Below are 25,456 nucleotides of genomic sequence, written 5' to 3'. Positions count from 1 at the left end.
CGGCTGAGCGTCAAACTCAGCCGCCTTTTTTTATTCCACCACGCGCGCGGGCGGCTCCAGCTTGCCGCGCTTCGTATCCCACCACACGCGCAGCCGGTCCATGTACAGATAGACCACCGGCGTCGTGTACAGCGTGAGCATCTGACTGACGATCAGGCCGCCGACAATCGAAATGCCCAGCGGCGCGCGCAGTTCCGCACCTTCGCCGCGCCCGAACGCCAGCGGCAGCGCGCCGAGCAGCGCCGCGCAGGTCGTCATCATGATCGGACGGAAGCGCAGCAGACACGCCTGGCGGATCGCGTCGTGCGAACTCAGGCCCTCGCGCGAGGCCTGGATCGCGAAGTCCACCATCATGATCGCGTTCTTCTTGACGATGCCGATCAGCAGAATCACGCCGATCAGCGCGATGATGCTGAACTCGGTCTTGAAGAGCAGCAGCGCGAGCAGCGCGCCCACGCCCGCCGAAGGCAGCGTCGAGAGAATCGTCAGCGGATGGATGTAGCTCTCGTAGAGAATGCCCAGCACGATATAGACGGCCAGCAGCGCCGCGAGAATCAGGATCGGCTGGTTGTCGAGCGATTGCTGGAACGCCTGCGCCGTGCCCTGGAAACTGCCGTGAATGGTCTGCGGCATGCCGATCTCGGCCATCGTGTCGTAGATGGCCTGGGTGGCGTCGGAGAGCGACTTGCCCGGCGGCAGGTTGAACGAGATCGTCGACGCCACGAACTGGCTCTGGTGATTCACCGAGAGCGGCGTCGTGCCCGGCCCGAACGAGGCGATGGCCGAGAGCGGGATCATGGTTTCCTGCGCCGTCGACACGGCCGCGCCCGACGAGGCGCTCGACTTGCCGCTGGCCGCGATCGAATTGATCGCGAGATTGCGCGCGGAGTCGGCGGCGATGGTCGCGGCGCTCGACGACGAGGTGCCGCCCGTGCCGCCCGACGACGCGCTCGTCGTGGCCGTGGACGTGACCGTGCCCGCCGTCGCATTGGTGCTCTGCGCGCCGCTCGCGGTGCCGCCCGAGGTGCTGACCCAGATCTGCTTGAGCATCTCCGGGCTCTGCCAGTATTGCGGCGCGACTTCCATCACCACGTGATACTGGTTGAGCGGGTTGTAGATGGTCGAGACCTGGCGCTGGCCGAACGCGTCGTAGAGCGTATTGTCGATCTGCGAAGGCGTGATGTTCAGCCGCGCCGCGCTCTTGCGGTCGATCGTGACCATCGCTTCGAGGCCGCCTTGCTGCTGGTCGGAATTCACGTCCGCGAGTTCGGGGCGCGCCTGCAGCGCTTCGGTGAGTTTCGGCCCCCACTTGTAGAGATCGGCGGTGTTGTCGGCGAGCAGCGTGAACTGATACTGCGCGTTCGATTGCCGCCCGCCCACGCGAATATCCTGCACCGATTGCAGGAAGGTGCGCGCGCCCGCGACGTTCGAGAGCGGCCCGCGCAGTTGCGCGATCACTTCGTCGGCGGACAGCTTGCGCTCGCTCTTGGGCTTGAGCGAGACGAACATGAAGCCCGCGTTGGTCGCGCGTCCGCCCGTGAAGCCGGCTACCGAATCGACAGCCGGGTTCGCCTGCACGATGCGCTGCATCTCGGCGAACTTCACCTTCATCGCCTGGAACGAGGTGGCCTGGTCGGCCTGAATGCCGCCGATCAGCCGCCCGGTGTCCTGCTGCGGGAAGAAGCCCTTCGGCACGATCACGTAGAGCACCACGTTGAGCGCGATGGTCGCGAGCAGCACCATCAGGATCAGCAGCGGATGCGCGAGCGCCCAGCCGAGCGTGCGCTCATAGCCGTTCTGCATGCGCATGAAGCCGCGTTCGAGCCACTGCGAAAAGCGGCCTTCCTGCTTCTTCTCGTGCGCTTCTTCGAGCAGGCGCGAGCACATCATCGGCGTGAGCGTGAGCGAGACCGCGAGCGAGACGGCGATGGCGAGCGAGAGCGTCAGCGCGAATTCGCGGAACAGACGTCCGACGATGCCGCCCATCAGCAGAATCGGCAGGAACACGGCCACCAGCGAGACGCTGATCGACAGCACCGTGAAGCCCACTTCGCGCGCGCCGAGCAGCGCGGCCTTCATGCGCGGCATGCCGCTTTCGATATGGCGCGAGATGTTTTCGAGCACCACGATGGCGTCGTCGACGACGAAGCCCGTCGCGATGGTCAGCGCCATCAGCGAGAGGTTGTCGAGCGAGAAGCCCATCAGGTACATGGCCGCGAAGGTGCCGATGATCGAGATGGGCACGGCCACGCTCGGGATCAGCGTCGCGCGCCAGTTGCGCAGGAACAGGAACACCACCATCACCACGAGCGCCACGGCGATGATCAGCGTGTGCTCGGTGTCCTTGAGCGAGGCGCGGATGGTGACCGAGCGGTCCGAAGTGGGAATCACGTCGACGTCGGCGGGCAGCGAGGCTTTCAGTTGCGGCAGCATCGCGATCACGCGGTCGACGGTCTCGATGATGTTCGCACCCGGCTGGCGGTACAGGATCACCAGCACCGAACGCTTGCCGTTGGCGAGGCCGAGGTTGCGCAGATCCTCCACCGAATCGACCACTTCGCCCACGTCCGAGAGCTTCACGCCCGCGTTGTTGCGGTAGGCGATCACGAGGTCCTTGTACTGGCTCGCCTTGCTCGCCTGGTCATTGGTGTAGAGGTGGTAGCGCTGCGGGCCGAACTCGATGTCGCCCTTCGGGCTGTTCGCGTTCGCGGAGGCGAGCGCCGCGCGCACGTCTTCGAGACCGATGCCGTAATGGAACAGCGCATGCGGCTCCAGCTCGATGCGCACGGCCGGATTGGCCGAGCCGCTCACGTCCACTTCGCCGATGCCGTCCACCTGCGAGAGCGACTGTTGCAGCACCGTGGCCGCCGAGTCGTAGAGCTGACCGGCGCTCAACGTGGGCGAGGTGAGCGCGAGAATCAGAATGGGCGCGTCGGCGGGATTGACCTTGTGATACGTGGGGTTCGAGCGCAGGCTCGTCGGCAGGTCGGCGCGCGCGGCGTTGATGGCCGCCTGCACGTCGCGCGCGGCGCCGTCGATGTCGCGGTTCAGGCCGAATTGCAGCGTGATGCGCGTGCTGCCCACCGAACTCTGCGAGGTCATTTCGGTGACGTCGGCGATCGAACCGAGGTGGCGTTCGAGCGGACTCGCCACGCTGGTCGCCACCGTTTCCGGACTCGCGCCCGGCAAGGTGGCCTGCACCGAAATCGTCGGGAAATCGACCTGCGGCAGCGGCGCCACCGGCAGCTTCGTGAACGCGAAGAGGCCGGCGAGCGCGATGCCGAGCGCGAGCAGCGTGGTCGCGACGGGGCGCGAGATGAACGGGCGCGAGAGATTCATCGCGTCAGTGCTCCGGGCCGGACGTGGGCGCGGGCGGCGTCGGCTGCGAGTCGCCGCCAAAGCGCTTGCGCAGGCGCGCCGCGATCGAATCGAACGCGAGATAGATCACGGGCGTGGTGAAAAGCGTGAGCGCCTGGCTCACGATCAAGCCGCCCGCGATCGCGATGCCGAGCGGCCGCCGCAATTCCGACCCCGCGCCGGTGCCGAGCATCAGCGGCAGCGCGCCGAGCAGCGCCGCCATCGTCGTCATCATGATCGGGCGGAAGCGCAGCAGGCAGGCCTGATAGATCGCCTCGTGCGGCGCCTTGCCTTCGTTGCGTTCGGCGTCGAGCGCGAAGTCGATCATCATGATGGCGTTCTTCTTCACGATGCCGATCAGCAGCACGATGCCGATGATGCCGATGATGTCCAGATCGTGCCCGGTGATCATCAGCGCGAGCAGCGCGCCGATACCGGCCGAGGGCAGCGTCGAGAGAATCGTGATGGGATGCACGAAGCTCTCGTAGAGCACGCCCAGCACGATGTACATCGTCACGATCGCCGCGAGGATCAGGAACAGCTCGTTCGAGAGCGACGCCTGGAACGCGAGCGCCGCGCCCTGGAAGCGCGTCTGGAACGAACCGGGCAGGCCGACGTCCTTCTCCGCCTGCTGGATCGCCTTGACCGCCGCGCCCAGCGACGCGCCCGGCGCGAGGTTGAACGACACCGTGGTGGCCGGGAACTGCGAGAGGTGCGAGACCAGCAGCGGCGCGGGCCGCTCGTGGAACTTCGCGATGGCCGACAGCGGCACCTGGCCCGTCGTCGAGGTCGAGGAGGGCAGGTAGATCGAGTTCAGCGAGTCGGTGTAATGCTGCATCACCGGATCGGCTTCCAGAATCACGCGGTACTGGTTCGACTGCGTGAAGATGGTCGAGATGATGCGCTGGCCGTAGGCGTCGTAGAGCGCGTTGTCCACGGTCGCGGGCGTGATGCCGTAACGCGCCGCGCTCGCGCGGTCGATCTCGATGAACACCGAGTTGCCCTGGTCCTGCAGGTCGGTCGCCACGTCGGCGAGTTCGGGCAGCTGTTGCAGACGCTGCACGAGCTTGGGCACCCAGGTCGTGAAGTCCTGGATGTTCGGCGTGGTGAGCATGAACTGATACTGCGTCGGGCTCACGGTCGAGTCGATCGTCAGATCCTGCACGGGCTGCATGTAGAGCGTCGCGCCGGGAATATGCGCGGTCGACTGCTGCAGGTCGCGGATGATCTGGCTGGCGGTCTCGCTGCGGTCGTCGCGCGCCTTCAGGTTGATCAGCATGCGGCCGCTGTTGAGCGTAATGTTCTGGCCGTCCACGCCGATGAACGACGTGAGGCTTTCCACGTTCTCGTTCTTGAGGATCTCGGTGGCGAGCGCCTGCTGACGCTCGGCCATCGACGCATACGAGACCGATTGCGGCGCCTGCGTGATCGCCTGGATCACGCCCGTGTCCTGCACGGGGAAGAAGCCCTTCGGCACGTAGACGTAGAGCACGCCCGTGAGCACGAGCGTGGCCGCGAACACGAGCAGCGTGAGCCGCTGGCGCGCGAGCACCCATTCGAGCGCGACGCCGTAGCGGCCGATTACGTAGTCGAAGAACGCGTGCACGCGCGTCTCGAAGCGGCGGCTTTCGGTGGGCGGCGTGTGGCGCAGCATCTTCGCGCACATCATCGGCACCAGCGTGAGCGAGACGATCGCCGAAATCACGATGGTCACGGCCAGCGTGATCGCGAATTCGTGGAACAGGCGGCCGACCACGTCGCCCATGAAGAGCAGCGGAATGAGCACCGCGATCAGCGACACCGTGAGCGAGATGATGGTGAAGCCGATTTGCTTCGAGCCCTTGAGCGCGGCTTCGAGCGGCGGGTCGCCGTCCTCCACATAGCGCGCGATGTTCTCGATCATCACGATGGCGTCGTCGACCACGAAGCCGGTCGCGATGGTCAGCGCCATCAGCGAAAGATTATCGAGCGAGAAGCCGCATAGATACATCACGGCCAGCGTGCCGATCAGCGAGAGCGGCACCGACAGGCTCGGGATGATGGTGGCGTAGACGTTCGCGAGGAACAGATACATCACCAGCACGACCAGCACGACCGACATCAGCAGCTCGAACTGCACGTCGCGCACCGAGGCGCGGATCGTGGTGGTGCGGTCGGTGACGATCTGCACGTCGAGCGCCTGCGGCAGCGATTCCTGCAGTTGCGGCAGCAGCGCCTTGATGCTGTCCACCACGGCGATCACGTTCGCGCCCGGCTGGCGCTGCACGTTCACGATGATCGCGGGCGTGTTGTCCACCCACGCGCCGAGCTTGGTGTTCTCCGCGCCCTGCACGATGTTCGCCACGTCGGTGAGCATCACCGGACGGCCGTCGCGGTACGCGATCACGGCGTCTTTATAGGCGTCGGCGTCGGTGAGCTGATCGTTCGCGTTGATCGTGTAGGCGCGCGTCGGGCCGTCGAAGTTGCCCTTCGGCGTGTTGACGTTGAGGTTCGAAATGCTGGTGCGCAGATCGTCGAGATTCAGGCCGTAGGCGGCGAGGGCGCGCGGGTTCGCCTGAATGCGCACGGCCGGACGCTGGCCGCCCGACAGGCTCACGAGACCCACGCCGGCGACCTGCGAAATCTTCTGCGCGAGACGCGTGTCGGCGAGATCCTGAATCTGCGTGAGCGGCAGCGTTTTCGAGGTGATGGCGAGCGTGAGGATCGGCGCGTCGGCCGGATTGACCTTGGCGTAGATCGGCGGCGCGGGCAGGTCGGAGGGCAGCAGGTTGCCGGCCGCGTTGATGGCGGCCTGCACTTCCTGTTCGGCGACGTCGAGCGGCAGGTCGAGGCTGAACTGCAGCGTGATGACCGAGGCGCCCGCCGAGCTTTGCGACGACATCTGGTTGAGCGACGGCATCTGCCCGAACTGGCGCTCGAGCGGCGCGGTGACCGAGGACGTCATCACGTCCGGGCTCGCGCCCGGATAGAAGGTCTGCACCTGGATGGTCGGATAGTCGACTTCGGGCAGCGCCGAGAGCGGCAGAAACCGCAGCGCGACGAGACCGACCAGCATGATCGCCGCCATGAGCAGCGCCGTGCCGACCGGGCGCAGGATAAAAGCGCGGGAAGGATTCATGCGGCTTACTGGCTCGAAGCTTCAGAGGCGTGACGGCGATGGCGGTGAGCGCCCGAGGCGGCGCCGGCCCACGACGCGCCCGATGCGCCGGACGCACCCGATGCTCCCGATGCTCCCGATGCATGCTTCGGACGCTCGGCGGGAATCGTGATCTTCGAGCCTTCGCGCAGGCGGTCCGAGCCGTCGATCACGACGCGCTCGCCCACGGCGAGACCCGAGGCGATGCTGGTGCGTTCGGCGTCGATCGGACCGACCTTGACGACGCGCACGGTCACGGTGTTGTCCGGCTTCACGACGTAGACGTACTGCCCCTGCGAGCCGTTGAGCACCGCCGAGGTGGGCACGATCACGGCGTTGTGGATCGTGTCGACCAGCAGGCGCGCGTTGACGAACTGGTTCGGGAACAGCGACTCGTCGTCGTTCTTGAAGCTCGCGCGCAGCTTGACGGTGCCGGTCGTGGTGTCGATCTGGTTGTCGAGCGTTTGCAGATAGCCGCCTTCGAGCATCGTGGTGTTGCTGCGGTCGTAGGCGGTCACCGACAACTTCGTGCCCGCGCGCATCTGCTTCATGATCGCGGGCAGGTTGTCCTCCGAAGTCGTGAAGATCACGCTGATCGGCTGCAACTGCGTGAGCACGACGATGCCATTGGTGTCGCCGGACGTGACGTAATTGCCCGGATCGACCTGACGCAGGCCCACGCGGCCCGAGACCGGCGCGGTGATGCGCGCGTAGGTGAGGTCGAGCTTGTAGGTGTCGATGTTGGCCTGATCCGACTTCACCGTGCCTTCATATTGCTTCACGAGCGAGGCTTGCGTGTCGACCTGCTGGCTCGCGATCGAGTCCTGCGCGAGCAGCGTCTGGTAGCGCTTGAGGTCGAGGCGGGCGGTGGCGAGCAGCGCCTGGTCGTGCGCGAGCTGGCCTTCGGCGTTGGCGAGCGAGATCTGGTACGGGCGCGGGTCGATCTGGGCGAGCACGTCGCCCTTTTTCACCATCTGGCCTTCCTCGAAGTTCACGCTCTGCAGCGTGCCGGACAGTTGCGTGCGCACCGTGACGTCGGCGAGCGGCGTGACCGTGCCGAGCGCGGTGATGACGATGGGCATGTCGCCCGCCCTGGCCGTCGCCACGCTCACGGGCTGCGGCATGTTGGCGAACGCGCCGGGTCCGCCGCGGCGCGAATGCGCGCCGCTCGCGCCGCCGGGCGCCGCCGCGCCGCCATTGGGCGTCTTGCTCCAGGGCTGCCAGCGCAGCAGCACGATGAGCACGACGATCAACACGATCACGAACGCGATGAGCTTGCCCCGGCTCCTGCGCCGGACCTCGCCCGACGGCGGCGTGGCGGTGGCGGACGGCGTGTCTCGACGAGGGGAATCCGGGCGCTTTTCTTGTTGATCCATCGGTCAGGTCGGTTACGAGGTCGGTGACGTGCGTGTCGGTTGAGCGGATTGGCCGCGCGCGGCGGCCCGGCGGCATCGGGGCGGGCGGCGCAAGCCGCACGGACTGCCGATGCTACGCGAGGCGCGCGCAAGCTTGATGTCAGGTGCCGCCGCGCTGGCTGGCGTGCTGCGCATGGCTGGCGGGAGGCGCGGTCGGCCTGACGTCGCGCGAAGTATCGCGGCGTGATGCGGTTGTATTCCCGGGCCAGCGCGGCTGGGCGCGCGATGCGTGCTGATTCCGCGCCGGCGCGTGCGACGGCGTACAGACGGCTTACGCCGCCAAAAAGCATGATGCTACGTCGCTGCCTTCGTTACAGTCCAGTACCGTATCTTTCGAGACGTTACGAACGTTACCGGCTGTGTCATTTATCTGTCAGGATGAGCGGCCGGGATTCGCGGCTGGGGCGGCCGTCGAGGCAGCGGTGACGTGAGGCGGGGGCGGCAGGCAGGCGGTCCCGCCGATTTCGGCAACAATGCGCTCGATGGATTCGCGCAACAGCGGCACCGCGTGCGCGACGAGCCAGTCGCGCGGACATTGCTGGGCGGCGCCGCCGCAGTTGATCGCGTAAAGCTCGCCGCCCGGGCCGAAGAAGGTGCCGGCGATGGCGTTGAGGCCTTCGTACCATTCGCCGATCGCCATGCCGTAGCCTTGCTCGGCGGTTTCGGCGAGCGCCGCGTCGAGACGGCTGCTGACGAAACCCCAGTCGTTGCCGGCGGCGGCCTGCAGGGCGGAGGTGAGTTCGGCGCACTCGGCCGCTTCGAGCGAGACGAGGTAGGCGCGGCCCACGGCGGTGCGGCTCATGTCGATACGCGCGCCGACTTCGAGCCGCGAGACGAGCACGGCCGAGCGCGGGCGGATGGCGTCGATCACGACCATGTCGAGGCGGTCGCGCACCGCCAGATGGACCGACAGCGCCGTGCGTTCGGCGAGGCGGGTGAGGAAGGGCCGGGCGCGGGCGCGCAGGTCCGAATTGCGCAGGAAGCCGTTGGAGAGTTCGAGGACCGACGAGGTGAGCACGAAGCGCTCGCTGTCGGGCAGGCGCGCCAGGAAACCGGTGGAGACGAGCGTGCCGGTCAGACGCGAGAGCGTCGCCTTCGGGATGCCGGTGAGCTCGGTCAGTTCGCGATTGCCGAGCGCCGTGTCGGCGGCGGCGATGGCGCGCAGGACGGCGAGGCCGCGCGCGAGCGCGGTAACTTCTTCGGCGCTGCCGTCTCGGTCGCGGGGCGTGTCGGGCGAAGCGCGGTGATCGGGGGCGGTGGTCATGAGCGTGGGGTTTTCCGAAACGCTATTTCAATTTTGTTTGCGCGAGATGCGAGTTTTAACGCTTAAATCGACCCCGATTTTTGTGCCTCGGAAGTACCGATCCATCGGACGAAAGTCAGGCTACATCGGGGAAAGCGGCTGACGGCGGGTGCATTTCGCCGTGCGCAAGAGGGGTTTGATAGTTCGCGTATTTTGGTTAGATTTTGCTTGACTTAGTCAGCGTCTGGATAAAAAATGGAACCTGATTTCGACAGGACTTCGAGACGTTTGCGCGCGCAAACGTTATGTCAGGTAATCGAAGGCGGGTTGGATGCAAGCCAGGTAACGCGTTTTTGCCTGAGCAAAGAACCCCGCGGCCTTGCGGGGTTTTTATGTCGCTCGGGTTATGCAATTCGCATAAATTCGCGGCTGGGCACAAACCTCCGCGCACCGTATTAACGGGCTTGATAAACGTCTCCATTGTCCGCGCCGCGCGAGCGTCGCTGCGGCGTGCAATGTGCGATGAATGAAGATCAGACAAGCGCAGTCCTCGTTCGCTGTTTTTGTCGCGCGCGGTAATTGCGCAGTACTTGCGCAGTTCTTGTCGAATACCGGCTCTCAGGTTCTAGCACGGCCCTCGGAATGGCTAGAACTTTTCAAAGCGTCACGTTCACACGTGACGCTTTTTTTTTGCTGTGCGCTAGCGCACGTCCGGCATCAGTCTGCCGGAAAAACAGGAACGCTGTGCGCATGTTTCGCGTTGACGCACAGTGTGGGCAGCGCGCGATGGATGCGCGCTCAACGGTTACGGGCGATTACGCGCGAGCACGCTGCAACCGTTTTTCAAACGCTTGCGTGCGGCGTTTCGCGCAATAAAAAAGGCCGGCATTGCGCCGGCCTTTTCACTTTTGTCGACGCCATCGGCGTGACATCGTGCGCGATCAGGACACCGACTCGCGCTCCGGCGTCGCGGTGATCTTGTGGATCGACAGGTCCGCGCCGTTGTACTCGTCCTCCTGATCGATGCGCAGGCCCACGACCGCACGCAGCGCGCCGTACACGACGAAGCCGCCGAGCGAGGCCATCACGATTCCGCTCAGCGTGCCGACGATCTGCGCGCCCAGCGACACGCCGCCGATGCCGCCCGCCCAGCGCGCGCCGAAAATGCCCGCGGCGATCCCGCCCCACGCGCCGCACAGGCCGTGCAGCGGCCACACGCCGAGCACGTCGTCGATGCGCCAGCGGTTCTGCACGCACGTGAACATATAGACGAACAGCACGCCCGCCACCGCGCCTGTCGCGAGCGCGCCCAGCGGGTGCATGATGTCCGAGCCCGCGCACACCGCCACGAGACCGGCGAGCGGCCCGTTATAGGTGAAGCCCGGGTCGTTGCGGCCCGCGAGCCACGCGGAGAGCGTGCCGCCCACCATCGCCATCAGCGAGTTCACGGCGACGAGGCCGCTGATCTTGTCGATGGTCTGCGCGCTCATCACGTTGAAGCCGAACCAGCCCACGGCCAGCACCCACGCGCCCAGCGCAAGGAACGGAATGTTCGAGGGCGGATGCGCGGCGATGCGGCCGTCGCGCGAGTAGCGGCCATGGCGCGCGCCCAGCAGGATCACGGCGGGCAGCGCGACCCAGCCGCCGAACGCGTGCACGACGACCGAGCCCGCGAAGTCGTGGAACGGCACGCCGAACACGTGCGTGATCGCGTCCTGGTAGTGCAGCCGGTTGTTCCACACCATCCCTTCGAAGAACGGATAGATGAAGCCGACGATCACGAATGTGGCGAATAGTTGCGGATTGAACTTCGAGCGCTCCGCGATGCCACCCGACACGATGGCCGGAATCGCCGCCGCGAAGGTCAGCAGGAAGAAGAAGCGCACCAGCTGATAGCCGTTGTGCTCGGCGAGCAGATCGGCCGGCGAGAAAAACTGCACACCGTAGGCGATCGTGTAGCCGATGAAGAAGTACGCGATCGTCGAGACCGAGAAGTCGACGAGGATCTTCACGAGCGCGTTGACCTGATTCTTCTTGCGCACCGTGCCGAGTTCGAGGAACGCGAATCCTGCGTGCATCGCGAGCACCATGGCGGCGCCCAGCAGCAGAAAGAGCGTGTCGGTACCGGTCTTGAGAGTGTCCATCCTTGCGTCCTGCGTTTGCCCAAAATAGGAGCGCGTTATGAGCAAGATGTGGGCCAGCTTCGCGCCAAACTGGTGAAAGCACGCTCGCGCGAGGCATTGAAGCGGTGCGCGCATGCACCGGCGCGGCCCCGCTCGCCGCGCTGGATGAGCGTCAGAACGGGGCGCGATGGGCCCGCCGCATGGCGCATGCACGATCCGGTGGCACAAAAGCAGTGCTCGCGCGCGAAGTTGGTGAGCGTGCGCGCCAGTTTAGGGCTATTTATTTGTTTTCGCTTTCTGAATCAACGATTTGTCGGCATTTAGAAATGTTCGCCGCGATGGCGGGAGCGAACCGGAAAATGGCGGCCGCAGCGCATTTCCGCCGCACTGGGGGCGCAAACGCCGACATAATGAGCGGATCAAGAACCGTAGCCGTTCACACGCTCCAGGCCGCCACACAATGCGCCTCACCACCAAAGGGCTGTTGCTGATCGCGATTCCCGCCGTTTTCGAGCTGACGCTGCTGTCGGCCATCGTGAAGGCCGAGGCGGACGCGGAAGGCGCCGAGCGCTGGGGCCAGCATAGTCAGGCCGTGCTGGCGCAGGCGTCCCGCGTGCTGGAGCCGGTGCTGGTCGAGTCGGTGCGGCTGCGCGGCGCGGTCGCAACCAACGACGTGAGCTTCAGCACGCCGGTCTCGTTGTGGATGGACGTCGACCGCCGTATCGACCGGCTCGCCGAGCTGGTCGCCGACAATCCTCCCCAGGTCGAGCGCGCGGTGCAGATCCGCCAGACCGTGCAGAGCTACCGGCAATGGTCGGACCGGATCCAGGATCTGCTGCATTCGGGCCGTCGCGCCGATCTCGTCGAGCGCTTTCGCACCTTCACCGACTACGACGTGCTCGACCGCGTGCGCACCCAGGTCTCCGCGTTCCAGACCGAGGAGCGCCGTCTCGACGTGATGCGCGTGACGGCGGCCGAGCAGGCGCGCGCCCAGCAGGAGTCGCTGGTGGTGACGGCGGTGATCGGCTCGATCCTGCTGGTGGGGATCTCGGTGTGGCTGTTCACGCGCGGCGTGCGCGGACGGCTCGACGCGCTCTCCGACAATGCCGGGCGCCTCGCGGGCAACGAGCCGCTCGCGCCGCTTACGAGCGGCGACGACGAGATCGCCCAGCTCGACCTGACGCTGCATCAGATCAGCCAGCGGCTCGTCGAAGCCGAACGCCTGCGCGTGGGTTTCCAGGCCGATCTCGCGCGGCGCGCCGAGCAACTGGCGCGCATTAACGAAAACCTGCGCCAGCAGACGCAGGAAAACGAGATGTTCATCCATAGCGTGTCGCACGATCTGCGTGCGCCGCTGGTCAACCTGCAAGGCTTTTCGCGCGAGCTGCATCACGCCTGCGACGATCTGCGCGACCGCGTCGCGCATTCGTCGCTGACGGCCGAAGCGCGCGAACGCGTCGAGCGCATCATCAACGAGGATATTGGCGAGGCGCTGCGCTATTTGCAGACAGCCGTGCTGCGCGCCTCGCACATCATCGACGCGCTGCTGCGACTCGCGCGCGTGGGGCGCGTGGAGTACCGGCGTCAGCGCGTGAACGTGCAGGAGCTGGTGCAGCGCGTGGTCGACGCCATGCACGCGTCGGTGCGCGCGCGTAACGCCCAGGTGAGCGTGCGCATGCTGCCCGCCGTTTGGGGCGATCCGACCGCGCTGGAGCAGGTGTTCGCGAACCTGATCGGCAATGCGCTCAATTATCTCGATCCGGCGCGCGAAGGGCGCGTGGAGATCGGCGCGGCCGATGCGCCGCCAGGCGTCGAATCGCTGCACATCTTCTACGTCCGCGACAACGGTCTCGGCATTCCCGAAGTGGCGCTGCCGAGGCTGTTTCAGGCGTTCCAGCGCATGCACGGCAACGTTGCGCCGGGCGAGGGCATCGGGCTCGCGCTGGTGCGCCGCATGGTCGAGCGGCACGGCGGGCGCGTGTGGGTGGAGTCGGTGGAAGGCGAGGGCACGACGTTCTATCTGTCGTTGCCCGATGCGCTGGCGGTCGTGCCGCCCGCGCCCGGCGACGCGGCGGCGCTGCTGGCCGCGCATGAACGGGAATTGCGCGGCGGCGACGAGAGCGCCGAAGGGCAGCCGCCGGCGCGCCCGGGCGCGCTCAAGGCGACGGGCAAGCTGGCCGTGGCAGGCGGACCGCCGGATGCGGCGGGTGTGTGACGTGAGGTGGGAAGAACGGTAACGCGTTGATGCACGTCATGCAATCAGCACGCGAAAATCCGCCGGGTCTTGAGCAGTTGGTGACCGCGTATCGACCAGAGACAGCCCGCCACGGCCAGCACGACGACGACGCCCAGCACGGCGTGCGTGCTCAGCGATGTGCCGAACGGCATGCCGGCGGGAGAGACGAAAGCGCGTTCGAGCATGAGCAGCGCGCCCCAGAGCGCGATGGCGGCCTGGATCAACATGCGCGTGCCGCGCAGATGGCGGGCGCGTTCGGCGGCCGTGCCGCGACGGTGCGCGCGGCGGCAAAAGAAAGCGATCGCCATCAAGGCGGTCACGAGCAACACAATCCAGTCTGTCAGGTCCATCGATGCACTCCCGCAATCCATCCTGGATTGTCGGGAGTGCCTGGCACAAAAACCATCAGACCGGTCCTAAACAGGCGAACGAGATAAGTCAGGGCTCGATGCGCGTGCCCAGCAGCACGAGGAACTGGCGCAGCCATTCCGGATGCGCGGGCCAGGCCGGGGCGGTCACGAAGGGCGCGTCGGTCACGGCGGAATCGATGGCGATATCGGCATATTCGCCGCCCGCGAGCCGCACTTCGGGCGCGCAGGCCGGATAGGCCGAAATGCGCTTGCCGCGGATCACCTCGGCGGCGGCCAGCAACTGCGCCGCATGGCAGATGGCCGCGATCGGCTTGTTCGCGCCCGCGAAGTACTGCACGATTTCAATGACTTTCGGATTCAGCCGCAGATACTCGGGCGCGCGTCCGCCGGCGATGGCGAGCGCGTCGTAGTGCTGGGGATCGATTTCGTCGAAGCTCGCATTCAGCGCGAACTGATGGCCTGGCTTTTCGGTGTAGGTCTGGTCGCCCTCGAAGTCGTGGATCGCCGTCTTGATGCGCTCGCCGGCCTTCTTGCCGGGACACACGGCATCGACCTGATGGCCGATCGCGAGCAGCGCCTGGAACGGCACCATCGTTTCATAGTCCTCGGCGAAATCGCCGGTGAGAAACAGGATCTTCTTGACTGCCATGGCTTGCCTCCTCGGTGGGGTTGCGGTTTGCGCACGTGAAACGCCAAGCGTGGAACATAAACGGGTCTCCCGCAGTCTACTCCAGCATGTTTGACGATTTCGCACAGCCCGGCGCGCCGGGCACGCCCACCTTCGCCGACATCGGCTGGCGCACCTACGAGCCGGGCCGCGACGCGGCGTCGCTCGCCGCGGTGTTCCGCGCCGCCGTCAATGAACTGGCGGCGTCGCACTATGACGCACCGCAGCGTGCCGCCTGGTCGACAAGCGCCGACAATCTGTCGGAGTTCGACGCGCGCCTGGCGCGCGGCGTGACGCTGATCGCCGATTACGCGGGCGCGCCGGTGGCGTTCGCGCAGCTCTTTCCGGTCGACCATGTGGAGATGCTCTACGTCGCGCCCGGATGGACGCGGCGCGGGCTGGCGTCGGCGCTGATCGCGCGGCTGGAGGCATTGGCGCGCGAGGCCGAGGCGAGCACGCTCGACACCGACGCCAGCGCGCTCGCGCGGCCCGTGTTCGAGCGCGCGGGTTTTTCTCTCGTTGCAGAAGAACGGGTGCGGCGTGGCAGCGTATCATTGCCGCGTTTTCATCTTTGCAAGCCGCTGCGTGCGGTGTCTTTTTCAGGATGACCATGTATTTGAAGGTATCGAAGCGGGTATCGAAGCACGTAGCGAAGGACCTGTCGCAGCACGCCGACGCCTCGCTTGCGTCCCTTGCGCGCGTGGCACGCATGGCCCTCGCGCCGGCGCTCGTCTGCGCGCTGTTGGCGGGCTGCGAAAAACACGATCAGACGGCGTCCGATCTTGCCAACAAGTCCGCCGACGCCGCGCAGCAAGCCGTGCAGGCCGCGGCGAGCCAGGCGCAGGCGCAAGCCGCGCAGGCGCTCGGCCATGCGGCGAGTTTCGTGAATCAGCAACTCGATTCCGCGCAGCGTCAGCTCGATCACGCGGCGTCGCAGACCCAGGCGACCATCGACTCGCACATACAGTCGCAGGCCGACCGCGCCAGCGACGCGAGCGCCTCCATCGCCCAGAATGCCAGCGACTCCAGCGCCGAACTCGCGTCTCAGGCGCGCGGCCAGTGGCGCGAAGCGGCGAGCGCCGCGCACGCGATGCTCGGCGACGCGGCGGCGGCCACCGGCACGGGTCTCTCGATCGCCGGCCATTCGCTGCAACGCTGGGCCGCGAGCGGCGCGGCGGCGGGCTCGTCGACGGGCGCCAGCCAGTGACGCGGAGCAGCAGGCGCATCGCGTCGTTTGACGAACGGAATTAATGTAATTATTATGGTTACACTTTATCTTGCCGCACGCGCTGCGGCCGGTTCGCTGTGAATACGAGTAGCCGTTTTGCGTTCGCCGTTCACGTGCTCGCGCTGCTGGCGTTGCAGGAAGGCGAGCCCTTGTCCTCGGAGATGATCGCGGGCAGCGTGAACACGAATCCCGCGCTGATCCGCCGTTTGCTGACGATGCTGGCCAACGCCGGGCTCACCACGTCGCAGCTCGGCGCGGGCGGCGGGGCGTTGCTGGCGCGCGAGCCGCGTACGATCACGCTGCTCGAGATCTATCACGCGGTTGACGACGCGCAGCTTTTCGCGATGCACCGCGAGGAGCCAAATCCGGCCTGCATGGTGGGGCGGCATATCCAGCAGTCGCTGCGCGGCGTGATCGACGATGCGCAGCGCGCGATGGAAGCCTCGCTGGCGGCGCGCACGCTCACCGACGTGGTCGAGGACATGCAGCGCAACGAGCGCAAGCTCGAACGCACGCGTGCGCCGAAGGTGCCGCGCCGGGCGTGATCGGGCGGGAAAGCGGGGCCGCGCAGCACGCGACAGGATTTCACCCGACGGGGCTTAGCCCCGTTTTTTAGCCCCAAAACTGTAACTAAATTAGTTACATAAATGCCTTAACTTCAGACAGGAGTCGAACATGAGCCAATCCCTGAAAATCGCGCTTTTTGGCGCCACTGGCATGGTGGGTTCGCGCATCGCCGCCGAAGCGGCACGCCGTGGCCATCAGGTCAGTGCGCTGGTGCGCCAGCCTGAGCGCGTCATCGCCGGCCCGAACGTACAGGCCGCGAAGGCCGATCTGCTCGATGCCGCGAGCGTGGCGGCGGCGGTGCGCGGTCATGACGTGGTGGCGAGCGCCTATGCGCCGCCGTCGGGCCAACTTGGCGATCTGCAGGTCGCGAGCCGCGCGCTGGTCGACGGCACGCGCGCCGCGGGCTTGACGCGCCTCGTGGTGGTGGGCGGCGCGGGCTCGCTCGAAGTCGCGCCCGGCAAGCAACTGGTGGATACGGACGGCTTCCCGGACGCCTACAAGCCGATCGCGCTCGCGCACCGCGAGGCACTCGCTTTTTACCGCACGGTGACGGATCTCGACTGGACCTTCTTCGCGCCCGCCGCGCTGATCGCCCCGGGCGAGCGTACCGGCGCGTTCCGCACGGGCACGAACACGCTGATCGCCGACGCGAAGGGTGACAGCCGCATTTCCGCCGAGGATTACGCCATCGCTTTCGTGAACGAACTGGAGCACGCGCACTTCGTGCGCCAGATCGCGACGGTCGCGTATTGATGCGGCGCGGCGCGAAACCGCGCCGCTGAAAGACGCGCCGCGTTGCGCGGCGGCGCGCTTGCATTCTGTTACGCACGCGTGAGGCGGGGCTGCGGCGTCTGCGGCTACACTGGAGCGTCCTGATTTCGCCCCTTCGCCATGAATCCATGCTTCGGACGGGACGACGCGGGCGGGACGCCGCAACGCGTGCGGCCGTCCGCGTCGGGTTCCGTGCTGGCTCTGTTTTGGGCTTTCCCGCTCGCGCATTTACTCGCACCGGTCGGCGCACGTCGCGATCTGCGCGGCCCGTGGATGGGCTGCGTCCGCATCGAGCGCATCGTCCGCATCGTGCGCTTTTTCATCGGCATCCTGCTGGCAGGCGGCCTCGGCCTGTGCGCGCCCGCATTCGCCGCCGGAGCGGCAGCGGCTGCACCCGCTGCGCCGGCCGCACCGGCCGCCGTGCCGGTGCTCCCCGCGCTGCAAAGCCTCATTACCGGCGCGCCCGCGACTGCGTCGGGCGCGTCCGCCGCCGACGCCGCGTCGGCGCCGTCGCCCGCGAGCCAGGCGGAGTTCACGCGTTCGCTCGACAGCGTCATCAGCACGCTCGACAGCGACAAGCAGCGCAACGCGCTCCTCTCGCAGCTCAAGAAACTGCGTTCGGCGTCCGAGAACGTCGCGCCTGCGCCCGCTTCGGGTGCGGCGGCGAACGCGTCCGGGCTGCTCGGCGCGATCGCCTCCGGCCTCGCCTCGGTGGAAGCCGACGCGCGCCGCGGCCCCAGCCCGCTGCATTACTGGGCGGGCCGCTTCAACGCCGCCGGCATCGAGCTGTACACGATCGCCTCGGGCGGCGAGGGCGAGACGCTCGGCCGCATTCTCTTCGACATGGCGGCGATGCTGCTCGGCTGGGGCGTGTGCGCCGCGACGCTGCGCTGGCTCGAACGCCGCATGCTGCGCCGCTTTTCCGTGCGGGTGGGCCTGCGGCCCAATCCGAGCACCATCGATCTGCTGGTGTTCGTGCTGCATCGCGTCGCGCCGTGGATCGTCGCGTTCATCGGCGCGCTGATCGTCGAGCGTGCGCTGCCGCAGGCGCTCGGGCGCACGATCGGCGTGGTGATCGCCTATGCGATCGTCGCGGGCGCGGTGTTCTCGTCGATCTGTCTGATCATGTTCTCGTTGTTCGGCGCGGGGCATCGGCGCGTGGCCGTCAACGTGCTGATCCACGAGGCGCGCCGACTGCTCTGGGCGATCGGCGTGCTCGCCGCGCTCGGCGACGCGGCCACCAATTACGAAGTCGCGAGCGAACTGGGCGTCAATCTCGCCGCGCTCGTCTCCACCTGCGCGAACATGACGGCGGCCGTGCTCACGGCGGTGTTCGCGATCGGCTTCCGGCGACCCGTCGCGCATCTGATCCGCAACCGCAGTTATCAGCTGCGTCAGGACCACAAGGCGCTGACCGAAGTCTTCGACGTGCTAGCCTCGCTCTGGCAACTGCCGATGCTGTTGCTCGCGGCGGCCTCGATCGTGGCGACGCTCGGCGGCATCAGCAGTCACGAAAACGTGCTGCAAATCTCCGTCGTCACCGCGCTGCTGCTGGTGCTCGCGTTCTTCCTCTCGGCGGTCGTGTTCCGCATCACGCGGCCCGACCTCACGCGCGTGCGGCGACGTTCGCCGTATCTGCGCCGGCTGCTGCGTTTCGCGGGCACACTGCTGGTGCTGTTCGTCTGGCTCGCGTATTTCGAGTCGTGCGCGCGCCTCTGGGACGTGTCGCTCGCGGCGATCATCGAGGCGAACGTGGCCGCGCGCGGCATCGCCCACGCGATCTTCGCGATTATCTTCACCGTGTTTCTCGCGTGGCTCGTCTGGATCGTGCTCGATACGGCGATTCTCGAAGCGCTCAATCCGAGCGGCCCGCGCACCAAGGGCCGCGCGCCCAGCACGCGTGCGCGCACCATGCTGCCGCTGGTGCGCAACGCGCTGCTCGTGACGATACTCACGATCGCGGGCATCGTTACGGCGGCGAATCTCGGCATCAACGTGACGCCGCTGCTGGCCGGTGCGGGCGTGATCGGTCTGGCGATCGGCTTCGGCGCGCAATCGCTCGTGACCGACCTGATCACGGGGCTGTTCATCATCATCGAAGAGACGATTTCGGTGGGCGACTGGATCGATCTCGACAACGGCCATGCGGGCACCGTCGAGCATCTGTCGATTCGCACCGTGCGGCTGCGCGACGGGCAGGGCGCGATTCACGCGATCCCGTTTTCGCAGATCAAGATCGTCAAGAATCTGTCGCGCGATTTTGCGTTCGCGGTGTTCGAGGTGCGCGTGCCGTTTTCCGTCGACCTCGATACGGTCACGCGCATGATCCGCGAAACCGGCGCGGAGCTGGTCGCGGATTTCCGCTATCGGCGCGAGATTCTCGGGCCGGTGGAAGTGTGGGGCCTCGATCGTTTCGATCCGAACTGGATGGTCGTGAAAGGGCAGATCAAGACGCGGCCGTTGCAGCAGTGGAGCGTGGCGCGCGCGTTCAACGCGCGGTTGAAGCGGCATATGGACGAAGCGGGCATCGAGATGCCGGTGCCGCAGATGCAGGTGCATATGTCGCCGCGCGGCGAGGATGCGCGCGATGCCGGCGATCCGGGCGAAGAAGGCCTCGATACGGCCGCGGAGCACGGCGCGCCGCAGATGCCGGACGAGGCGCACGCTCGCGCCGAGGCGGAATCGAAACAAGCCGGGGCAGCCAGCGATATCGCCACGCGCGGCGTGACGCGCGACGCCTCGCACGAACCGCGTCCCGCGCCGCCGCCGACCGGCAGCCCCGAAGGCGCGCCGCCGCAGATTCCCACCGCCGGACGCAACTGAAACGGCCAGTCAGACCGCGAGCGCGAACGACAACACGTCGTTGACGTGCGTCGCGATCCGCGCGGCCGCAACCCCGTACACATGCAGCGAAACCGTCTGCGCAGCGCTGTCGTTGGCGAGTCGATGCACGTTCTTGCGTCCGGGGCCGCCGAACGTGATTGCGCCGGTTGTCCGTTGCTGCGCGCGCCGGATTTCGGCGACGCCGCGCGACTCGTTCCAGTCGTAGAGCGTTTCGGTGAGCGTGCCGTCGAGCACGGCGTAGCCGCACCACGTGTGATGCGCGTGTACCGGGCTCGCATGACCCAGCTGCCAGACCAGCGCGGCGACCGTATAACGGCCGCGCGGATCGGCGGCGATCAGGTGGCGGCGATAGGTGTCGGTGTCGGTGCCTGCGGCGGGCAGGCGCTGCGCGGGTGCGACGAGCGCGGCGTCGGCCAGCGCCTGGGCGAGCGCGAAGCGCACGCCTTGCGCGAATGCCGCGCAGCGCGAGGGATCGCTGTGGATCGCCTCGTCGGCATCGAGGGCATGGGCGCTGGCGTCGAACGCATCGTCCAGCGCGCGGCACAGGCGCGCGACGGCCGCGGCGTGATCGGCGTGATCGGCGTGGGCGGCGTCCAGCAGCGCGGGGTTGAAGGGAGCATTCATCGGCGGGCCTCGTGTCGCGTGGTTCTCGTCAACAGAGTTATACCGATTGGCGTCGAGAAAGAGTTTCCGTTCTTTTTCCCCATTGCGGCGTAAGATAGAAGAAATTTCTATACGACGGGGTAGGTGGGAATGGATATCATCGACAAAAAGCTGGTGGAGCTGCTGCAACAGGATGCCACCATGCCGGTCGCCGAACTGGCGCAGCGCGTCAATCTCTCGCAGACGCCGTGCTGGAAACGCGTGCAGCGCCTCAAGGAAACCGGCGTGATCCGCGCGCAAGTGGCGCTGTGCGATCCGAAGAAGCTGGGCGTTGGCACGACGGTGTTCGTCGCCGTGCGCACCAACCAGCACACCGAGGCGTGGGCGCAGGACTTCACGCGCGCGGTGCAGGATTTTCCCGAGATCGTCGAGGTGTACCGGATGAGCGGCGAGACCGATTACCTGCTGCGCGTGGTGGTGTCCGATATCGACGATTTCGATCGCATCTACAAGCAGTTGATTCGCGCCGTGCCGCTGTTCGACGTGAGTTCGAGTTTCGCGATGGAGCAGATCAAGTATTCGACGGCGTTGCCGGTGCGCGGAACCTGAACGCGTTCGAGCATTGCGCGTGTCGTGCCGGTCGTCATCCGCGTCGCAAGCCGTCTGCAAGGCGCGGCGGCGTAGAATGCCCCTTCCTTCTTCCTTACCTCATCGGGCAGGGCACGCTACATGAACGAGCCGCGCAAGAAGAACCCCACGTTGGGCGTAGGTGTCCTGATCGTCGTGGTGGTGCTGTTCGTGATCGGCACCGTGCTGTTCAATGCGCTGCGCAGCAAGCGCGAATACGACGAGACCGTCGGCGCGCAGGCGAGCCATGCGGCCACCAGCGCGACCGCCTCGCAGGCGGGCAGCGCCACGCAGTAACGCCACGCGCAGTAAAACCGTTTTACGCTTCCGGCAGATGGATCAGGCTCGCGTCGCGCCGGATCAGCCATGACGCCGCGAGCATTTGCTTGCCTTGATGCGCGAGCAGCTTCAGATCCTGCACGAGTTCGGCGGCCGGGCCGAGCGCGCGCTCCGCGTCGACCACCATGGTGTCGAGTTCGCGCGTCATGCGCTTTGAAATATCGAGCTGATCCTCGGGGACGGCCGTGCCCGTCTCCGCAGCCACGAGATTCTCGCGCACGCAGTCGAACGTGCGTTCCAGCGCGTCGAGCTTCACGTTTTCTGCCGCATCCGCTTCGAGATTCGCGGTGCTGCGCAACAGCGGGGCGGTGGCCGTGATCTGCGAGGCCAGTTCGTGGCTGCGCACCAGCAGGTCGTTGAGTTCGGGCACGAACTTCTGCGCCGACTTCGGTTCGAGCATCATGCGCTGAAACGCCTGGCCGAGATTCGCAAACGCCACGTGCACGTTCTTGCGCGCGAGCCGGTAACGGAAGTCGCGCGCGAGGGCGGGTACGGCGGCCGCGGCTGTCGACGTCTGGGTGCTTTGCGCGGCGGCCTTCGCGCCCACTGCGGCCACAGGCTGGCTGGCGGTGGACGCGTCGTCGGCGTCCAGCACGAGCGCTTCGGAGGCTTGCGCGTTGCCCGCGCCCGCCGCATTGCCGCCCGTCGCGACCGACGCCACGCGCGCCGACGCCTCCGTCAGCATGCCGCCCGCGAAGGCCGGCTGTGGCGCAGTCTTGCGCGCGCTGCGCCACCAGCTGGCTTCGAGATAGCCGCGCGTTGCCGCGATCATGTCGTGCACGAGCTTGCCCATCAGGCGATATTCCCAGTACGGGAACAGATGGCTCGCGCCGATTGCGATCATGCAGCCCACCACCGTGTCGATGGCGCGTTCGCCGATGATGCGCATACTGCCCGGCGCGAGCAGATGGAACATCAGCAGCACATAAGCCGAGGTGAAGACCACGCTCGCCGTGTAGTTGAACAGCAGCAGGCTGTAGCTCATCACCATCGCCGCGAACATCGAAACGAGCAGCACGAGCGGCTGCTTCACGAGCAGGATCAGCGCGATGCTGGCCACGCAGCCGATCAGCGTGCCGACGATACGCTGCGCGTTGCGCTGGCGCGTGAGCGAGTAGCCGGGTTTCAGAATGATGATGCTCGTCATCACGATCCAGTACGCGTTCGTGAGCGGCAGCAGGCGGCCGAGCCAGAAGCCCACGGCCACGGCGATCGTCACGCGCAGCGCATGGCGAAAGCTCGGCGACGCCATCGTCAGATTCGAGAAGATCTGCAGCCACGAGACGCGCCGGTTCGTCACGAAACGCGTGAGCGCCTCGTCGATCCGCACTTCGGTTTCGGTGGTCGGCACTTCGCTCGCGAGGCTGCGGCGCATGCGGTCGATCAGGCGCGTGGCGCTCCAGATGCGGCGGAACGAGGCCGAGATCGCCGCGTATGCTTCGGGATCTTTCGCGGGCAGATCGCGCTTCTTGAGCAGTTCGAGTTCGTATTCGATCGCGCGCAGTTCGGCCTTCACGTTGACGTTCGCGCGCGGCGCTTCGTTCTGCAGCACCGCGAGGCCGATGTCTTCGAGATCGGCGGCGGCCTTGCGGATCAAGTCGCGATAGAACACCAGCAGATCGGAGCCGCCGAAGGTGTTGCGCACGAGCGGGTAATCGGTGTGCGCGCCCACGAACAGCTCGTGCAGATCGACCGTGTTGATGAAGAGGTTGAAGTGCATCGCCCGGCGCGCGTCGATCCTTCCGCTGCGTAGCTTGGGCAGGTTGCGCAGGACGATGTCGCGCGCCGCGTCCTGGCGCTCGACCGCCGCGATCTGCTTGGCGACGAGATTGCGATAGCACTCGTCGAGATCGTTGTCGAGGTCGTAGAACTGCGCGCGCGCGAGCAGATAGTCGGCGCAGGCGAACACGCTTTCGGCGAGCGCCTGCTGCTCGATGCGATCGAGCATGAGCCTGCTGACGAGCGTGGACCAGCCCGTGTACCAGAGGCCGCCCAGCAGAATCCACAGCGCGTTGATGAGCGCCTGATGCGGCGTGAAGTGCTCCTCGAGCGTCATCACCATCATGAACAGCGTGGCGAAGCTGATCTGCGGCCAGCGATTGCCGTAGACCACGATCAGCGAGAGCACGAAGGTGAGCGGCACGACCGTGGCCCAGAGCGCGATCGGGCTGAAGGTGGCGAGCCCCGTAGCGTACGCGGACAGAAAACCGATCACGCTGCACGCGAGCATCTCGTTGCGCTTGTACTTGAGCGGGCCGGGCATGTCGACCACGCAGGCGCCGAGCGCGCCGGTCGAAATCGTGAAGCCGAGGTCGCTCTTGTCGAGAACGAACAGGCACAGGATGGCCGGCAGCGAAATGCCGACCGCGATGCGCAGACCGCCGTAGAAGTACTGGCTATAGAGGAATTTCCTGATTTCTACGGAGTAGCGCATCGACTGCCGGTGGTGTTCGAATGCGGCTGTGCGCCGCGGACTGTGGCGCTGAGTTTATCGGATTTCGGGCGCGATCTGCCCGTCTCTGTATGCGGGCTTTCCCGCGACGCAGACGCGCGCCTCGACGGGCGGGCGCGTCGAACGAGGCGTGGCCGACGAGCGGCGCAGACGCGGACGCAGACTAATCGACGCTCAGACTCGACGCATCGCCGAGCAGTCCATGCGTGCCGCGGATACGGCGCATGCGCGTGCGATACCAGAAGGTCCACGCGAGCAGCAGGCCGAACACCACGTAGCCGAGGATCGGCGAGACCACCAGGAAGCGCTCGATTGGCCAGGTCGCCGCGAGGTACGTGCGCAGCGCCGCGTCGGCGCACAGGCCCGCGCCCCACACGAGCGTGAGCAGACGCATTGCGGCACCGAAGCTGCGGTTTTCGCTCCACAGCAGTTCGAGCCGCGCGACGCCTTCGCGCGTTTCGCGCGCGACCGTGGCGCGCGTCAGATAGAACACCAGCGGGCGCCGTGCGAACAGCGAACCGAGGAAGGCCACGCCGATCGCGCCCGAGGCAAGGCTTTCGCGCATCAGCAGCGCACGCGTGCCGCCGCCGAAGGCCATGGCCGCGAGCGAGAGGACGATGCCGAGCAGGATGACGGCCGAGAGTGCGTCGATACGCCGGAAGCGGACGAGTTCGACGGCGCTCCAGGCGAGCGGGGGAATGGCTGAGGCTATCAGGCCGCCGATTTCGCCCCAGTACGGTTGGGCGAGCCGGTAAGCGACCCAGGGCAGCAGCAGATTGACCGCCAGTTCGGCGACGAATGCTGGACGCAGCTTCATGAGGTGCGTGCTCCTTGGAGGGTTGCGGAAAGTATGCGGCAAATGTCCGGTGATCGGCAACGCGTGCCGCACCGACATCGGTTTGGCGGGCCGCATATCGTGTGCCTGACGCGGGCAGTGCAGGGCTCGGGGTTGCGCGGGATCGCATCGCGTGCGCCCGCGTATGCGAAACTGGCGGGCTGATCCTTGACCGACTTGCCATGTTTCCGCGTCCGCCTGTCCCGCTCCACGAAATCGAACTCACCGCCGTCCGGGCGCAGGGCGCGGGCGGCCAGAACGTGAACAAGGTGTCGAGCGCGATTCACCTGCGTTTCGACATCCGCGCCTCGTCGCTGCCCGACGTGCTCAAGATGCGCCTGCTCGCGATCTCGGATCGGCGCGTCACGCACGAGGGCGTGGTCGTCATCAAATCTCAGGAATTCCGCACCCAGGAGCAGAACCGCGCAGCCGCGCTCGAGCGGCTCGAAGCGCTCATCGACAGTGTGAGCGTCACGCGCAAGGCACGGGTGGCGACGCGGCCCACGCGCGCCTCGAAGCAGCGTCGCCTCGACGGCAAGTCGCGTCGAGGCGACGTCAAGGAAGGGCGGCGGCGCGTGCAGGAGTGAGGCGCGCTCTTAGGCGTCAGCGCTCACAGGGCGAAAACGTAGAGCCTGAAAACGA

General features: G+C 66.6%; 19 protein-coding genes. 9 read left to right on the top strand and 10 right to left on the bottom strand.

Going from position 1 to position 25,456, the window contains the following annotated elements:
• Positions 1–30: 30 nt before the first annotated feature.
• The 5 genes from BMY06_RS26770 to BMY06_RS26750 form a co-directional block, all read right to left on the bottom strand.
• Positions 31–3,339 carry an efflux RND transporter permease subunit gene (locus BMY06_RS26770; RefSeq protein ID WP_074986318.1) on the bottom strand — a complete coding sequence of 1,103 codons (3,309 nt, stop codon included), beginning with the start codon at positions 3,337–3,339 and terminating at the stop codon, positions 31–33.
• A gap of 4 nt (positions 3,340–3,343) precedes the next feature.
• Positions 3,344–6,475 carry an MdtB/MuxB family multidrug efflux RND transporter permease subunit gene (locus BMY06_RS26765; RefSeq protein ID WP_074986317.1) on the bottom strand — a complete coding sequence of 1,044 codons (3,132 nt, stop codon included), beginning with the start codon at positions 6,473–6,475 and terminating at the stop codon, positions 3,344–3,346.
• 5 nt (positions 6,476–6,480) lie between these two features.
• A complete protein-coding gene (locus BMY06_RS26760; protein WP_074986315.1) occupies positions 6,481–7,869 on the bottom strand; it encodes an MdtA/MuxA family multidrug efflux RND transporter periplasmic adaptor subunit in 1,389 nt (462 codons plus the stop codon).
• Between the two features lie 412 nt (positions 7,870–8,281).
• Complete coding sequence (locus tag BMY06_RS26755; RefSeq protein ID WP_080180549.1) at positions 8,282–9,172, bottom strand: IclR family transcriptional regulator; 891 nt, start codon at positions 9,170–9,172, stop codon at positions 8,282–8,284.
• 920 nt (positions 9,173–10,092) lie between these two features.
• Entirely contained in the window at positions 10,093–11,295 is a 1,203-nt protein-coding gene (locus tag BMY06_RS26750; RefSeq protein WP_065061207.1) for an ammonium transporter, read from the bottom strand.
• 439 nt (positions 11,296–11,734) lie between these two features.
• Between BMY06_RS26750 and BMY06_RS26745 the strand changes: the two genes are divergently transcribed.
• On the top strand, positions 11,735–13,489 hold the full coding sequence (locus BMY06_RS26745; protein ID WP_080180548.1) for a sensor histidine kinase: 1,755 nt from the start codon (positions 11,735–11,737) through the stop codon (positions 13,487–13,489).
• 44 nt (positions 13,490–13,533) lie between these two features.
• Here the strand turns inward: BMY06_RS26745 and BMY06_RS26740 are convergent, their stop codons facing one another.
• Together BMY06_RS26740 and BMY06_RS26735 are read right to left on the bottom strand one after the other, a co-directional pair.
• Entirely contained in the window at positions 13,534–13,860 is a 327-nt protein-coding gene (locus BMY06_RS26740; protein WP_074986313.1) for a hypothetical protein, read from the bottom strand.
• 88 nt (positions 13,861–13,948) lie between these two features.
• Complete coding sequence (locus tag BMY06_RS26735; RefSeq protein WP_074986311.1) at positions 13,949–14,530, bottom strand: DJ-1/PfpI family protein; 582 nt, start codon at positions 14,528–14,530, stop codon at positions 13,949–13,951.
• Positions 14,531–14,616: 86 nt separating this feature from the next.
• On the opposite strand from BMY06_RS26735, the gene BMY06_RS26730 reads away from it, so the two are divergent.
• From BMY06_RS26730 to BMY06_RS26710, 5 genes are all read left to right on the top strand, one after another.
• On the top strand, positions 14,617–15,156 hold the full coding sequence (locus BMY06_RS26730) for a GNAT family N-acetyltransferase (RefSeq protein WP_080180547.1): 540 nt from the start codon (positions 14,617–14,619) through the stop codon (positions 15,154–15,156).
• Between the two features lie 2 nt (positions 15,157–15,158).
• On the top strand, positions 15,159–15,755 hold the full coding sequence (locus BMY06_RS26725; RefSeq protein WP_074986309.1) for a hypothetical protein: 597 nt from the start codon (positions 15,159–15,161) through the stop codon (positions 15,753–15,755).
• A gap of 98 nt (positions 15,756–15,853) precedes the next feature.
• A complete protein-coding gene (locus tag BMY06_RS26720; protein ID WP_074986307.1) occupies positions 15,854–16,321 on the top strand; it encodes an Rrf2 family transcriptional regulator in 468 nt (155 codons plus the stop codon).
• 130 nt (positions 16,322–16,451) lie between these two features.
• Positions 16,452–17,096, top strand: a complete 645-nt coding sequence (locus BMY06_RS26715) for an NAD(P)-dependent oxidoreductase (protein ID WP_065061212.1) — start codon at positions 16,452–16,454, stop codon at positions 17,094–17,096.
• Positions 17,097–17,234: 138 nt separating this feature from the next.
• Positions 17,235–19,937 carry a mechanosensitive ion channel family protein gene (locus BMY06_RS26710; protein ID WP_390968736.1) on the top strand — a complete coding sequence of 901 codons (2,703 nt, stop codon included), beginning with the start codon at positions 17,235–17,237 and terminating at the stop codon, positions 19,935–19,937.
• Positions 19,938–19,946: 9 nt separating this feature from the next.
• Here BMY06_RS26710 and BMY06_RS26705 read toward each other — a convergent pair whose 3' ends face one another.
• Positions 19,947–20,582 carry a cysteine dioxygenase family protein gene (locus BMY06_RS26705; RefSeq protein ID WP_074986306.1) on the bottom strand — a complete coding sequence of 212 codons (636 nt, stop codon included), beginning with the start codon at positions 20,580–20,582 and terminating at the stop codon, positions 19,947–19,949.
• Between the two features lie 129 nt (positions 20,583–20,711).
• On the opposite strand from BMY06_RS26705, the gene BMY06_RS26700 reads away from it, so the two are divergent.
• Positions 20,712–21,170 carry an Lrp/AsnC family transcriptional regulator gene (locus tag BMY06_RS26700; RefSeq protein WP_167371424.1) on the top strand — a complete coding sequence of 153 codons (459 nt, stop codon included), beginning with the start codon at positions 20,712–20,714 and terminating at the stop codon, positions 21,168–21,170.
• A 120-nt stretch (positions 21,171–21,290) separates the two neighbouring features.
• Positions 21,291–21,485 (top strand): hypothetical protein, encoded by a 195-nt coding sequence (locus BMY06_RS26695; RefSeq protein WP_065061215.1) that lies wholly within the window; start codon positions 21,291–21,293, stop codon positions 21,483–21,485.
• Positions 21,486–21,507: 22 nt separating this feature from the next.
• On the opposite strand, the gene BMY06_RS26690 is transcribed toward BMY06_RS26695, so the two are convergent.
• Together BMY06_RS26690 and BMY06_RS26685 are read right to left on the bottom strand one after the other, a co-directional pair.
• Positions 21,508–23,961: an FUSC family protein gene (locus BMY06_RS26690; protein WP_074986304.1), complete on the bottom strand. Its 2,454-nt coding sequence runs from the start codon at positions 23,959–23,961 to the stop codon at positions 21,508–21,510.
• Between the two features lie 181 nt (positions 23,962–24,142).
• Complete coding sequence (locus BMY06_RS26685) at positions 24,143–24,796, bottom strand: VC0807 family protein (protein WP_065061217.1); 654 nt, start codon at positions 24,794–24,796, stop codon at positions 24,143–24,145.
• A 200-nt stretch (positions 24,797–24,996) separates the two neighbouring features.
• Here BMY06_RS26685 and arfB point away from each other — a divergent pair, with 200 nt between their 5' ends.
• On the top strand, positions 24,997–25,401 hold the full coding sequence (arfB, locus tag BMY06_RS26680; RefSeq protein ID WP_065061218.1) for an alternative ribosome rescue aminoacyl-tRNA hydrolase ArfB: 405 nt from the start codon (positions 24,997–24,999) through the stop codon (positions 25,399–25,401).
• Positions 25,402–25,456: the final 55 nt, after the last annotated feature.

It is taken from the genome of Paraburkholderia tropica (assembly GCF_900109265.1).
Lineage (GTDB): Bacteria > Pseudomonadota > Gammaproteobacteria > Burkholderiales > Burkholderiaceae > Paraburkholderia > Paraburkholderia tropica.
Note: the sequence above shows the minus strand (reverse complement) of the source record. Positions and strands in the feature narration are given on the sequence as shown.

Bases quoted from the DNA above. Each gene is read 5' to 3' on its own strand.
- BMY06_RS26755 (WP_080180549.1), bottom strand. From the start codon at position 9,172: ATGACCACCGCCCCCGATCACCGCGCTTCGCCCGACACGCCCCGCGAC.
- BMY06_RS26740 (WP_074986313.1), bottom strand. From the start codon at position 13,860: ATGGACCTGACAGACTGGATTGTGTTGCTCGTGACCGCCTTGATGGCG.
- BMY06_RS26760 (WP_074986315.1), bottom strand. From the start codon at position 7,869: ATGGATCAACAAGAAAAGCGCCCGGATTCCCCTCGTCGAGACACGCCG.
- BMY06_RS26685 (WP_065061217.1), bottom strand. From the start codon at position 24,796: ATGAAGCTGCGTCCAGCATTCGTCGCCGAACTGGCGGTCAATCTGCTG.
- BMY06_RS26690 (WP_074986304.1), bottom strand. From the start codon at position 23,961: ATGCGCTACTCCGTAGAAATCAGGAAATTCCTCTATAGCCAGTACTTC.
- BMY06_RS26715 (WP_065061212.1), top strand. From the start codon at position 16,452: ATGAGCCAATCCCTGAAAATCGCGCTTTTTGGCGCCACTGGCATGGTG.
- arfB (WP_065061218.1), top strand. From the start codon at position 24,997: ATGTTTCCGCGTCCGCCTGTCCCGCTCCACGAAATCGAACTCACCGCC.
- BMY06_RS26750 (WP_065061207.1), bottom strand. From the start codon at position 11,295: ATGGACACTCTCAAGACCGGTACCGACACGCTCTTTCTGCTGCTGGGC.
- BMY06_RS26745 (WP_080180548.1), top strand. From the start codon at position 11,735: ATGCGCCTCACCACCAAAGGGCTGTTGCTGATCGCGATTCCCGCCGTT.
- BMY06_RS26705 (WP_074986306.1), bottom strand. From the start codon at position 20,582: ATGAATGCTCCCTTCAACCCCGCGCTGCTGGACGCCGCCCACGCCGAT.
- BMY06_RS26725 (WP_074986309.1), top strand. From the start codon at position 15,159: ATGTATTTGAAGGTATCGAAGCGGGTATCGAAGCACGTAGCGAAGGAC.
- BMY06_RS26730 (WP_080180547.1), top strand. From the start codon at position 14,617: ATGTTTGACGATTTCGCACAGCCCGGCGCGCCGGGCACGCCCACCTTC.
- BMY06_RS26765 (WP_074986317.1), bottom strand. From the start codon at position 6,475: ATGAATCCTTCCCGCGCTTTTATCCTGCGCCCGGTCGGCACGGCGCTG.
- BMY06_RS26710 (WP_390968736.1), top strand. From the start codon at position 17,235: ATGAATCCATGCTTCGGACGGGACGACGCGGGCGGGACGCCGCAACGC.
- BMY06_RS26735 (WP_074986311.1), bottom strand. From the start codon at position 14,530: ATGGCAGTCAAGAAGATCCTGTTTCTCACCGGCGATTTCGCCGAGGAC.
- BMY06_RS26695 (WP_065061215.1), top strand. From the start codon at position 21,291: ATGAACGAGCCGCGCAAGAAGAACCCCACGTTGGGCGTAGGTGTCCTG.
- BMY06_RS26770 (WP_074986318.1), bottom strand. From the start codon at position 3,339: ATGAATCTCTCGCGCCCGTTCATCTCGCGCCCCGTCGCGACCACGCTG.
- BMY06_RS26700 (WP_167371424.1), top strand. From the start codon at position 20,712: ATGGATATCATCGACAAAAAGCTGGTGGAGCTGCTGCAACAGGATGCC.